The organism is Kosakonia sp. SMBL-WEM22 (genome assembly GCF_014490785.1).
Classification (GTDB): Bacteria; Pseudomonadota; Gammaproteobacteria; order Enterobacterales; family Enterobacteriaceae; genus Kosakonia.
This window is the reverse complement of record NZ_CP051488.1, coordinates 331,163-342,874: the sequence shown is the minus strand read 5'-3', so window position 1 is coordinate 342,874 and position 11,712 is coordinate 331,163. Positions and strand designations below refer to the sequence as shown.

The following is an 11,712-nucleotide window of genomic DNA, read 5'->3' as shown; positions in this document are numbered from 1 at the left end:
GCAAAGCAACCGGGCTGTGGGCAAAAAAATGGGCAACCGAAGTTGCCCATTGTCCGAATGTTTAATGATTAGATCGCCCAGCCGCCAGCATAGAACGCCACCAGCGCGATGGCGATCACCACGGTGCCGATGTTCAGCTTGCGCCACTCACCCGAGACCACACGGCCAATCACCAGCGAAGCGAAGCCGATCATAATGCCGGTAACGATGTTGCAAGTGAGCACGATAAACACAGCGGTGATAAGGCCCGACATGGCGTCAACGAAGTCGGCGAAGTCAATTTTCGCCACGTTGCTCAGCATCAGCAGGCCAACATACATCAGCGCAGGTGCGGTGGCGTAAGCTGGCACCAGGTAGGAGAGCGGAGAGAGGAACAGGATCAGCATAAACAGCACGCCGACGGTGATCGCCGTCAGGCCGGTTTTGCCACCCGCCGCAGTGCCTGCCGCCGATTCGATATAGACCGCAGCCGGTGCTGCGCCAACCAGGCCAGAGAAGACGCTGCTCAGGGAGTCGGTGGTCAGCGCTTTGCCGCCATCGATAATCTGCCCCTCTTTATCCAGCAGGTTTGCCTGCCCTGCGACCGCGCGGATGGTACCGGTGGCGTCAAACACCGCCGTCATCACCAGCGCCAGCACGCTTGGCAGCACCACCGGGTTGAGCGCGCCCATAATATCGAGGCTGCCGATCAGCGAGTTGCCTTTGTCATCGCTCAGGGATGGCATGGCGAAAATACCGGAGAAGTGCACGGTCGGGTCGAAAATCAGGCCAACGATGGAGATACCGATGATGGTGAGCAGAATGCCGCCGGGCACTTTCAGCTTCTCCAGACCGATAATCACCGCAAGGCCGATCAGTGACATGATCACCGGGAAGCTGGCGAAGTGGCCAAGGGCAACCGGCAGACCGTCAATCGGGTTTTTAACCACAAGGCCAACGCCATTGGCGGCAATCAGCAGCAGAAACAGGCCGATACCAATACCGGTGCCGTGCGCAACGCCCTGCGGCAGGTTACGCAAAATCCAGCTGCGAATGCCGGTGGCGGAGATCACCGTAAACAGCACGCCCATCAGGAACACCGCGCCGAGTGCGACCGGGACGCTGATCTGCTGCCCCAGCACCAGGCTGAAGGCGGTAAAGGCGGTGAGTGAAATCGCACAGCCGATGGCCAGCGGCAGATTGGCCCACAGCCCCATCACGATGGAGCCGACACCGGCAACCAGGCAGGTGGCGACGAAGACGGCGGCCGGCGGGAAACCGGCTTTACCCAGCATGCCGGGCACTACGATGACGGAGTAGACCATCGCCAGGAAGGTGGTTAAACCGGCTACGATCTCCTGACGAACAGTGCTGCCACGGGCAGAAATTTTAAATAGTGCGTCAAGCGAACCGCCGGTACGCGCAGATGGCGTAGACATAGATACATCCCCTGAGAATTTTATTGTGCGTTGGCATGCATGGTGGACAGTCCACTGCCGGTCAAACGTCTTCTCCCTGTGCTGCGTTGTGACAAAGGGTCACAAAAAAGCAAACGTTTAACTCCACGCATACAACGGGTGGTCAAAAAAAGGCAAACGATTATCCAGCCTTTAGACGCCGCTTTTCAACCAAACTTTGCCGCTTTCTGCCAAATATCGCCGAAAGCGGCGAAGAAGTACCCGCCAAATGCGCAAACGTTATCGTCGATGCGCAACTTTGCAACACTCTACAAACATTCTCACTCGCCCGGCAGCGAGAAGGGGCCGCCCTGCTCAATGGCGCGTTTCCAGGTGGGGCGCATTTCTACGCGTTTTTTCCACGCTTGCAGATTGGGCAGATTCTTAATACCGCCGCGTGACAGCAGCGCGAACACCGGGAAACTCATCTGCACATCCGCCATGCTCAGTTCATCACCGGCAAACCACGGGCGATGCGCCAGCTCGCCTTCCATAAAGCGCGCGTGGGTCTCCAGCTGCTTATTCAAAAAAGCATTCTCGATCCCTTTCCCGATAAGCTTGCCGACGCTGCGCACACCGAACGGCACCGGCGGTTTGCCGAGTTGCCCTACCACCAGCTTCATCAATAGCAGCGGCATCAGCGAGCCTTCCGCGTAGTGCAGCCAGAAGCGGTAATCGATCTTCTGCTGTGCATCGTGCGGCTTGAAGCGCTGCTCGGTGTCGTAGGTCTCTTGCAGATATTCGAGGATCGCCCCCGATTCGGCGAGGATAAAGCCGTTATCCTCCACTACCGGCGATTTTCCCAACGGATGGATCTTTTTCAGCTCGTCCGGGGCCAGCATGTTTTTCTGCCGCTGATAACGCACGATATTGTAGGGAACGCCCAACTCTTCCAGCGCCCAGAGGATGCGCTGCGAGCGCGATTGATTCAGATGGTGCACTGTAAGCATGACTCTCTCCCGCATGTATATTCGTTTTAACTATAGAGAAGCGCGGGCAAAGCGCCGGAAAAATCATAATGAATACGCTTAAAAAATGAGCAGACCAGCGAGGGGCATCTATACTTACTGTGTCATCACAAGCCGGAACCTTAGTGGCTACATAAGGGGTGTTGATGTCGGGGGAAACCCTCCCGTTTTGATGCGGGATAGAGCGAAAGACAATGACCGGAAAATGACTAAAGCGCCCCAGCGGGCGCTTTAGTTTTTTTAGCTTCACTCATCTTCCAGCAACCGTGCGCCCGGCCCCTGTTTGCCCAGCGTGTCGCCAGGGTTGCGTAGCGGGCAGTCGCTGCGCGACAGGCAGCCGCAGCCGATGCAGCCATCCAGCTCGTCGCGCAGTGCCACCAGCGTATGGATACGTCTGTCTAGCTCTTCTCGCCACTGGGAAGAGAGCGCTTTCCACTCCTTTTTGCTCAGCGCATGCCCTTCGGGCAGCACGCCGAAAGCCTCGCCGATGGTCGCCAGCGGGATGCCGATACGCTGCGCGATTTTGATAATCGCCACATGGCGCAGCACATCGCGCTGATAACGCCGCTGATTGCCGGCATTGCGTGAACTTTTTATCAGCCCTTTGCTTTCATAAAAGTGCAGCGTCGAGACGGCGACCCCGCTGCGCTTCGCCACTTCACCGGGGCTGAGAAGGGCTTTGATTCGCGGCGTTTTCTTTTCCATAAAACCTCTTTACCTCAAGTTAACTTGAGGAATTATACTCGCCCGCAGACAAAACGACGAATCGGGAAAGAGGAAGCTTTATGTCCCATCAGCAGATTATTCAGACCTTGATTGAATGGATTGATGAACATATCGACCAACCAATGAACATTGATGTTGTCGCCAAAAAGTCAGGCTACTCAAAGTGGTACTTACAGAGGATGTTCCGCACCGTGATGCATCAAACGCTTGGGGAGTATATTCGTCAGCGCCGCCTGCTGCTGGCTGCCGAAGCGCTGCGCACCACCAAACGGCCGATTTTTGATATTGCGATGGATTTGGGTTACGTCTCGCAACAGACGTTTTCGCGTGTTTTCCGCCGCGAGTTCGATCGTACGCCGAGCGACTATCGCCACCAGGCGTAACTCACTTTAGCGAAGGCGGCTGCTGCACCCAGCGTTTAAACTCCTGCGGCGGCAGCGCCTTCGCAAAGTGCCACCCCTGGCAAAACTGCACGCCGCGCTTAAGCAGCCAGGCGACCTGCTCTGCCGTCTCCACCCCTTCCGCAATGATCTTCAGCCGCAGGCTCTGTGCCATATCAATAATATGTTCCGCAATTAAGTGGCTGGTGCTGTTAGTGGAGAGCGTGTCGATAAAGGATTTGTCGATTTTCAGGATGTCGACGTTGAGCGAGTAGAGATTATGCAGGTTGGAATATCCGGTGCCGAAGTCATCAATCGCCACTTCATACCCCGCCTGGCGAAACGCCTGGATCACCGGCGTGGTTTTTGGCACATCAATAAAGCCACGCTCGGTCACCTCGATTTTGATCTGCTCGGCGCGAACCGCATAGTCGCGCGCTTTGTTGGCAATCAGCGAAATTAAGCGCGACGAGTGGAAGTCAGACGCCGAGAGGTTGATGGAAATATAGAGATTCGGCACTACCGCCAGAAAATCCCCTAAATCATTGAACACCTCATCAACGACATAATCCGTTACGCGCTCAATCATCCCCTCCTTTTCTGCCAGCGGAATAAACTCCGTTGGGGTCATTACCTGGCCGTTAAAACCAGGCCAGCGCAATAGCGCCTCGGCGCCGACGCAGGTACCGTTTTTAATATCAATGATAGGTTGGTAATGAAGGCGAAGCTGACGACGGGTCAAAGCGCGGTGGAGCCTACGGCGTGGGGAAGTAATTTCCCGCCGTGTTCGCGTCCAGAGGAAAAAGATCAGCGCGCTGCAAATCATCCCCAACGGCAGCGTAAAAACCGCCTGCCGGTAGAGGGAGTGAAAATAGTTTTCGCGCGACGTCGAAACAATAATGGCGATTGGCCGTGAGGAGGCATACGCGATGGTATAAAAGCGATCGCCCAGTAAGAAAGAGCTTCCCTTGCGGTGGATTAAGGAGGCAAAGGTTTTTAAACGGGCGTTCTTGCTGAGTGAGAAAAAGCCGCCAGAGCGCGTATCGTAGACGCCATACGCTAAACGCGGATCGTCGGATGTCACATCGCTATAGGTGAGCGGATTAATCACCGCGACATAGTTTCCCCGCTGCACATAGACCATTTTATAACCGGCATAAAAGGGGGTATCGCGATAGTAATAGAGCGCTGTGCCATGCTGCCCTTCATAATCCGCTGATGAAATAGCATACGATTGCGCAGGCGTAACGGCGCTGGAACATAAAAAGTGGTTGCCCTCGGCATAAATAAGGTCGGCGACATACTGGCTGCCGTGAACAATATTAAGCATCATGGCGCGATGTTGCGGCGTACACGGCGTGCCGCGATAGCTCTCCGCCGCGCGGCGCACGCTATCCGCCTGCTGAATAACGAGATCGGTTTTATTCAGCGCCTGACGAGCGAATGCGCGCAGATGTGTGCGGGTCTCTTTTACGGCGTGGATATGAGCAAACCATAGCGAGATCATTACCGGGATAAGAACTACCAGTATCATTCCGCTAATTCTGAGCATTTTACGAGGCACACTGAGCTTCATGTCCGCCTAAATCCATGCATTTTATGTGCCTTTTATATTGTTGGGCAGGAGGCTTTTAGAAACAGGTGATTACGTTGCATCAAACCCTGACCATTAGCAACAGACTTTTCTCTTTCGAATCATGATAATTAAGGATGCTGAGAATATTCCACCGTAAGGCAAACTAAAAGCGTGTACCTGGATTTATATTTAAGAAAATATTTCGCCATACTGCTCCCAAAAACGAAACGCTCGCCAATAAAACAACCTGCCCAGACAGGTAAAACAGTGCCCGCACTGCCTGTTTTTTACGCAACCAACCAATTTAAAGTGGCCAAAAGCTAAACTGGTGCTTAATAGTTAAGTGACGATTTACTCACACTTAATAATATAAGCATGCTTAATTTTCTGGCGAAAAGTAACACATTTACACGGCGTACTTTCCCAGAATCAGAACATCCTCACGGCAGCTGTTATCGCAATGTTGTCGTTTTATTGCTGCGCTTATGTAAAATTTATTTTTTATTTCCCGGCGGGGGTAAGTTAAATAAAAATATTCAATGCCCGCGATCTCACCCGGCGACGATAATGTGACAATCCACTTTTTGCAGACTTAAAAAACTAAAAAAGCTCTCTTTTTGTACTGGTGAATAAAACAGCAAATGTGATAGAGTTCACACTTTCCGTGTATGCGGAACCCTACTTTTACATTTTTGTGTTAACCCGACGGACAACTGCTTCGCGTGCTGCGCAGGCCTTTGCTCGCCAGGTGTTTGATTCTCCTGAGGATAGTAAGATGGCAACCCTTACCACCAGCGTGGTGTTATTCCGCTGGCAGTTATTAAGCGCACTTTTAATGTTTATGGCAAGTACGCTGAACATCCGTTTTCGTCGTTCAGATTACTTTGGGCTTGCGGTGATCAGCAGCGGCATGGGCCTGGCGGCTGCCTGCTGGTTTGCCACCGGTCTGCTTGGCCTGACGGTGATGGATTTCGCCAAAATCTGGCAACACTTTGCCTCGGTCTGGGAAGAGATGACCCGCAACGCACCGCCGGAATGGCCAATGGTGATGACCTGATCTCCCCGCCCGGACGCGATTCCCCCTTAACGCCCCTCTCTTTGCGTTACTAACCGCGCCGGGCAGATAACCGCCTCTCACGCCCCATCTGCCCTCTTCACCCTGCACGAGCAAAAATCCGCCCCCTTTCCGCATCGAGTAAGTTAAGGTAAACCTTACTTATCAACAGACATCGCCACGCATTGGCTAAGAGCTATCTATGACAGAAGAGTTTACCCGCGCGCTCTGTGCGCTGATTCGCCGCCTCGGTCTGGAAGCCAGACAGCTTCGCGACACAGGTCTTACCGTTGAGCAGAAAGGTCGCCAGGATTTTGTCTCGCAGGCGGATGTTTATGTCGAAACGCAGTTGCGCGAATGGCTGAAGGCGCAGCGCCCGCAGGATGGGCTGCTTGGCGAAGAGCGCGGCCTCGAGCCGGGCAGCGAAGGGACCTGGGTTATCGACCCGATTGATGGCACTACTAACTTTATTCTTGGTATGGATTACTGGTGCATCTCCGTCGCCTGGGTACGCGATAACCGCATCGAGCTTGGCGTTATCTATGCGCCGGATCGCGATGAGTTTTTCTTTGCCCGTGCGGGCCACGGCGCATTCCTTAACGATCGCCGCTTAACCCTGACGGAACCCTCGCCGGATGCCGTGGTGCTCGGCGTCGGGCGCTCAAGCCGCCGCGAGCCGCGTGAATATACCGATGCGCTGGAAAAACTGCTCAATCAGGGCGTGGAACACCGCCGGTTTGGCGCAGGGGCACTGATGCTGGCGCACGTTGCCGCGGGGCTGGTGCACGGTTATTACGAAGCGCACCTGCACAGCTGGGATGCGCTGGCCGGGCTGGTGCTGATCAGCGAAGCGGGCGGTCGGCATAACGACTTCCTGGCTGATGACGGTTTAACCAATGGCAATACGGCCTGGGCGGCCACGCCAGCGGTGTGGCAGCAGCTACAACCACTACTGCTGCCTGCAGGAAAGTAACCCGCTTAACGCGCGGGCCAGTGGTTGAGATCGATTCCGCGCTGCGGCGCGGTTTTGGCAAACTCCCGCAGCACCGCTTTCACATCCGGATCGAAATAGTCGACGTTCTCATGCTCAACCACCACCACGCTGCGCTCCGGGATCTTCGCCAGTAACGCCTGTAGTCGGGGGTTGTGCAGAAAGGTCAGGTTCTGCTGAATACGCAGCACATAGTGATCGTCCTTGCGCGCAAGCTGCAGCGCATTGCGGTGGCAGTGATAAAGGCTTAACGCCATCTGCACTGCCAGCCCCAGCGCAATCCCCACCAGCATGCCGAAGGCGATAATTCCCGCGATAGTGAGCAGAAAAGGCACATACTGCTGATACCCTGCACGAAATTGCTCGATAAAGAGCCGCGGCGTCGCCAGCTTATAGCCGGTGTAGAGCAGCACCGCCGCGAGGCTCGCCAGCGGGATCACCGATAACAACTCCCCGAACCAAAGACCACACACCAGCAGCAGTGCGCCATGCAGCAGCACCGAAAACTTACTCTGCGCGCCGTTGCTGACGTTGACCGAGCTGCGCACAATCACCGCGGTAATTGGCATCGCCCCCACCAGACCTGAGAGCAGGTTGCCTGCACCCTGCGCCACCAGCTCTTTATCCGGCGACGGCGGCGGGTTCTGCGGACGCAGCTTCTTCAGCGCCTCCTGGCTAAGCAGGGTTTCGAGGCTGGCCACCAGCGCCAGCGTAATCGCCACGGTGTAAACCGCCGGGTTTTGCCAGGCACTCCAGTCCGGCCCTTCGAGTTCGGCCATCAGATCGCTCAGTGAGCCAAACTCCGGCAGAGTGATGCGCGGTAACGATGGAAGCAGATGTGGCGCCACGTAGCTCAATGCAATCACTATTATGCTGCCGAGCAGCACTGCCACCAGCGGGCCTGGGATCCAGCTCAGGCTTTTTATTCGTTTCATTGCAGCGCTGTCCCATCCCCATGGCAGGAGCAAACCACCTGCCGCAACAAGAAAAGAGGTTAACGAAAAGGTAAAATCGCCGCTGAAGATCTGCCCCAAACCGCTCTCTTCCACCTCACCAAGCGCGACCGGGATCTGCTGCATAATCAGCAACAAACCGATGGCTGCCAGCATCCCTTTAATCACGCTAGCGGGCACCAGCCCGATAAAACGACCGGCGCGCAGCAGGCCCATCGCCAGTTGCAGCACGCCTGCCAGCACCAGCGCGAAGAGAAAAGCGGAGAAGGAGCCGAGCGACTCTACCGAGGCGACGACAATTGTCACCAGCCCGGCAGCCGGGCCGCTAACGGCAAAACGGGATGGACTGAGTGCGGTGACCAGTAGACCACCGATGATCCCCGTCAGCAGGCCAACAAAGGGCGGTAGCCCGCTGGCGTGGGCGATGCCCAGACAGAGTGGCAGGGCCACTAAGAATACGACTACGCCTGCCAGGGTATCCTGGCGCAATGTAGCAACGGGCAGAGTACGGGCCAGCAACGGTTTTAACCTTTTCACAGTGCGACTCCCTTATGGACGGTGAACAAAATCTGGCTGGTTTGATGCGGGAACTTTTACTAGTAGCACTGTCGGGAGAAATATAATCCTAAGGAAAATCTTATTATGGTTTTAAATTACTAAAAAAAGTCTTAATGTAAAATTATGAAAATGAAATTCACGAAAAATATACAGTAATAAAGACAATATTGAGCTTATTGATAACGTGATAAACAGTAAGGTTTAATTCCCGTATTAAATCTAAATATAGTAAAGTTATATCATTGCGCTATTTGAATATAAGTGATAGTTACTTTATTAGAAACACTCTCGATTAGCAGGGAGTCTCATCAACTCACGCTTCGCATGGCGGCTAAAATCATTATCCTCCAGCAGATTTTTTAGTGCTTCACGAGCCGCAGGCTGCTGTATATTCTGGCAAATAAGAGAGAACGCGGCATGTTTAAACAGACTATAAGCGCCCCGTTAATAAGGCTTAGGGCAAAGGCAATCTCGTTCTCTCTCACACTTAATAACGCCAGCGAATTAATGCAGTTCACAATCAGGCTGTCATCTTCAACGGCATCATTACGAATGATCTGAACTAACGCCTCTTTAATAAACGCATCGTTATACTCGCCATGATATAAGCCGAGGATCTTTACCGCTTCGATTCTTATCTCATCCTCACTGTCGATATCTGTGGCGATATCAAGCAGCATTATTGCTGAACTCAAATCTAATGCCTGATTAAAACTGCGCAGGAAACCGAGTTTTTCGCTGGCATCCAGCTCAATAAATGTCGACAGATTGCGCAGCGCGTTATCCATGACTTCTCCCGGCTTACCTGTGAAGCATAAAGCTTATCAATATTCGACGATAATACTCTATGTTGTGCCAAGTTGTGCCTCCATCCATGGAAGCACCATCCCAGGTGAACTTATTTTACGACCTTATCCCAGGCCATTTGCCAGGCGCTGCCGGTGCCCGGCGCATAGGCGCTCGCCAGCCCTGCGCACCAGCTGGTATAGGGGTAGGGTTTACATTGGTACAAATGATTGTCGCTGGCGACCACGATATCTCCGGCTTTATAAGCATGGCCAGCGACATATTTTGGGTAGCTCTGGTTATCCGGGTTATCGTCGCTGTGATCGGTTGTCATGACGTTTAATATCGCCGATAGCGCCGATTTATTTCCCGCCGCATCAACAGCGTTAACGCTGTAGGCGTAGTTACTGTTTGCCGTCAGATCTTCATCGATGTAGGTATTCCCACTGGCATCGGCAACTTTCTGCTGGTTGCGGAATACTTCATAGTGGTGCACGCCCGAGGCGCTATCAGTGGAGGCTTTCCAGGTCAGGTGAACGCTGGTAGCGGTCGCCTGCGCGCTCAGGCCTGCCGGTACGCTCGGCGCAGTGGTGTCTTTTTCAGGGGTTTCAATCAGGCTGCCATCATGAATCAATTGTGTGTAGGCTTTGCGGAACTGCCCGGCAAAGGACACATGATTGACGTTTTCACCCTCGTCCCAGTTAATGGACCAGGTCATTAACCCTCTGAGCGGTAGCCCCTCTTTTTCCATATCGGCAAAGACGCGGTAGACATCTTCAGGCGTTTTTACAAACCCGGTGGCTGCCGCTGAGCCATTGCTCGGCAGGCCGATCACCAGCTTGCTGGAGGGAATTTTCACCGCAGAGAGGCCATGTTTATCGGTAATGATCTCTTTGCTGAAGTGGTAGAGAAACTCATATTTTTTGCTGTCGTCATTCTGCGCGTAATTGACCCACCAGCCATCTTTCGAGGTGTCGTCCGGCTGGAAGCCAATACCAAACGCACCCTGGTTATAGAACTGCGGCGCAATAAAATCGTAATAGCCTTCGAGATTATTAATATAGTTCTGGTACTGCGGGTTGGCTTTGGTCAGATAGGGAATTTCTGGTGCCATACTGATAATAAAGTGTTTACCCTGCTGCTGATAATGGTCACGCACTTTTTTCAGTGCCGCAGGAATAACGGTTTCGTTATCCGCTTTTTTAATCGCACTCTGTTCGAGATCGATATCCAGACCGTCAAAACCATATAGATCAACCAGTCGGATAATTTCGTCGGCAAAATGCTGCGTATCACCGTTGGCTTCATGCAGCTCAATATGCGCATCCGCCCCGCCGAGGGATAGTAACACCGCCTGGCCGCGCTCGTTCAACGCCGCCACTTCTGCGCGAAAGCTCTGATCAGTGCCGTAGTAGGGCACAAAGGTCGGCATGCTTTTGCCATCTGCCGACTTCATAAATGAAGCCATCACCACGTTAAACGCTTTTGGCGTATCTTTTAATGCCAGTTTCAGCGGGTAGCCCTGCTCATAATCGCCGGAGAAACCCTGATCCCAGTTATGCCAGTAGCCAACTAATAGTTTTTTGCCTTCGATGGAGGGCATAGTATCAGCGTAATCGGTATTAGCGAAGACGTGGCCACTAAAACTCACCAGACCTGCCAGCGCCAGCGAGGCGAAAACATTATTCATCTTAAATATACTTTTCATGACAATCCCTTAAATAAGATCTATGCAGATAGAATGATAAATATCGTGTGCAAGGGGTAGACAATGAAAATCATATTAAAGGCTAGCGGATTAATTTCATTATTTAAGTGACACGAAGATTCTGCTCTTTATCAAGCTAATTTTATTACGATAAAGAATCTTCTAAATAAGGGGGTAGCATATGGCAAATAGATTTTTAGTCTGTTAGATATCGCATTTTATTTATCAAAACATTGCCCGCAGCAGAGCGCGCAGAAAATTGCGGGCTTCCATTGCCAGATCGCTGTCTGAAAGGCTGAGAAACAGGATCAGCAACAGGGTGATGACAACGATAAGCGTGATCCGGGATTTCATCGCGCTTTGCCTCCTGACTTGGGGAGAGTGTGGCAGCTTAAATGCGTTACAGCATGCGTTATTTCAGTCGCCTGCACCAGCCGGACATTGTTAACGTTGTAATAAAACGAAACGGTAATTTCATTTAGTTATTACATGTTTTTAATATAATCACACCGCTACATGATGCGAAACCCTTCGCGTGACATGATGAATCAACATGAAAGCACGTCACGGGAATAG

11 protein-coding genes are annotated in these 11,712 nt (G+C 52.8%); 3 read left to right on the top strand and 8 right to left on the bottom strand.

What is annotated here, in order from left to right; genetic code table 11:
• Positions 1-68: 68 nt before the first annotated feature.
• From ghxP to soxR, 3 genes are all read right to left on the bottom strand, one after another.
• Positions 69-1,418 (bottom strand): guanine/hypoxanthine transporter GhxP, encoded by a 1,350-nt coding sequence (gene ghxP, locus HF650_RS01760; RefSeq protein WP_187800922.1) that lies wholly within the window; start codon positions 1,416-1,418, stop codon positions 69-71.
• A gap of 299 nt (positions 1,419-1,717) precedes the next feature.
• The gene (locus HF650_RS01755; protein ID WP_187800921.1) at positions 1,718-2,386 is read right to left on the bottom strand and encodes a glutathione S-transferase; all 669 of its coding nucleotides are present in this window, start codon (positions 2,384-2,386) and stop codon (positions 1,718-1,720) included.
• 264 nt (positions 2,387-2,650) lie between these two features.
• Positions 2,651-3,109, bottom strand: coding sequence for a redox-sensitive transcriptional activator SoxR (gene soxR, locus HF650_RS01750; protein WP_187800920.1), 459 nt, complete (start codon positions 3,107-3,109; stop codon positions 2,651-2,653).
• A gap of 80 nt (positions 3,110-3,189) precedes the next feature.
• On the opposite strand from soxR, the gene soxS reads away from it, so the two are divergent.
• Positions 3,190-3,513: a superoxide response transcriptional regulator SoxS gene (soxS, locus tag HF650_RS01745; protein ID WP_023478478.1), complete on the top strand. Its 324-nt coding sequence runs from the start codon at positions 3,190-3,192 to the stop codon at positions 3,511-3,513.
• Position 3,514: 1 nt separating this feature from the next.
• On the opposite strand, the gene HF650_RS01740 is transcribed toward soxS, so the two are convergent.
• On the bottom strand, positions 3,515-5,086 hold the full coding sequence (locus HF650_RS01740; protein WP_187800919.1) for an EAL domain-containing protein: 1,572 nt from the start codon (positions 5,084-5,086) through the stop codon (positions 3,515-3,517).
• A gap of 775 nt (positions 5,087-5,861) precedes the next feature.
• Here HF650_RS01740 and HF650_RS01735 point away from each other — a divergent pair.
• Together HF650_RS01735 and HF650_RS01730 are read left to right on the top strand one after the other, a co-directional pair.
• A complete protein-coding gene (locus HF650_RS01735; protein ID WP_187800918.1) occupies positions 5,862-6,143 on the top strand; it encodes a YjcB family protein in 282 nt (93 codons plus the stop codon).
• A 199-nt stretch (positions 6,144-6,342) separates the two neighbouring features.
• Entirely contained in the window at positions 6,343-7,113 is a 771-nt protein-coding gene (locus HF650_RS01730; RefSeq protein WP_187800917.1) for an inositol monophosphatase, read from the top strand.
• Positions 7,114-7,118: 5 nt separating this feature from the next.
• On the opposite strand, the gene HF650_RS01725 is transcribed toward HF650_RS01730, so the two are convergent.
• From HF650_RS01725 to HF650_RS25490, 4 genes are all read right to left on the bottom strand, one after another.
• The gene (locus HF650_RS01725) at positions 7,119-8,588 is read right to left on the bottom strand and encodes a SulP family inorganic anion transporter (RefSeq protein ID WP_187802581.1); all 1,470 of its coding nucleotides are present in this window, start codon (positions 8,586-8,588) and stop codon (positions 7,119-7,121) included.
• Positions 8,589-9,001: 413 nt separating this feature from the next.
• Positions 9,002-9,430 carry a hypothetical protein gene (locus HF650_RS01720; protein WP_187800916.1) on the bottom strand — a complete coding sequence of 143 codons (429 nt, stop codon included), beginning with the start codon at positions 9,428-9,430 and terminating at the stop codon, positions 9,002-9,004.
• Positions 9,431-9,540: 110 nt separating this feature from the next.
• Positions 9,541-11,136 (bottom strand): glycosyl hydrolase family 18 protein, encoded by a 1,596-nt coding sequence (locus HF650_RS01715; protein WP_187800915.1) that lies wholly within the window; start codon positions 11,134-11,136, stop codon positions 9,541-9,543.
• 225 nt (positions 11,137-11,361) lie between these two features.
• Positions 11,362-11,490 carry a hypothetical protein gene (locus HF650_RS25490; protein ID WP_256433018.1) on the bottom strand — a complete coding sequence of 43 codons (129 nt, stop codon included), beginning with the start codon at positions 11,488-11,490 and terminating at the stop codon, positions 11,362-11,364.
• Positions 11,491-11,712 lie beyond the last annotated feature (222 nt).

Coding starts and splice junctions, on each gene's coding strand:
- ghxP (WP_187800922.1), bottom strand. CDS start 1,418: ATGTCTACGCCATCTGCGCGTACCGGCGGTTCGCTTGACGCACTATTT.
- HF650_RS01755 (WP_187800921.1), bottom strand. CDS start 2,386: ATGCTTACAGTGCACCATCTGAATCAATCGCGCTCGCAGCGCATCCTC.
- soxR (WP_187800920.1), bottom strand. CDS start 3,109: ATGGAAAAGAAAACGCCGCGAATCAAAGCCCTTCTCAGCCCCGGTGAA.
- soxS (WP_023478478.1), top strand. CDS start 3,190: ATGTCCCATCAGCAGATTATTCAGACCTTGATTGAATGGATTGATGAA.
- HF650_RS01740 (WP_187800919.1), bottom strand. CDS start 5,086: ATGAAGCTCAGTGTGCCTCGTAAAATGCTCAGAATTAGCGGAATGATA.
- HF650_RS01735 (WP_187800918.1), top strand. CDS start 5,862: ATGGCAACCCTTACCACCAGCGTGGTGTTATTCCGCTGGCAGTTATTA.
- HF650_RS01730 (WP_187800917.1), top strand. CDS start 6,343: ATGACAGAAGAGTTTACCCGCGCGCTCTGTGCGCTGATTCGCCGCCTC.
- HF650_RS01720 (WP_187800916.1), bottom strand. CDS start 9,430: ATGGATAACGCGCTGCGCAATCTGTCGACATTTATTGAGCTGGATGCC.
- HF650_RS01715 (WP_187800915.1), bottom strand. CDS start 11,136: ATGAAAAGTATATTTAAGATGAATAATGTTTTCGCCTCGCTGGCGCTG.
- HF650_RS25490 (WP_256433018.1), bottom strand. CDS start 11,490: ATGAAATCCCGGATCACGCTTATCGTTGTCATCACCCTGTTGCTGATC.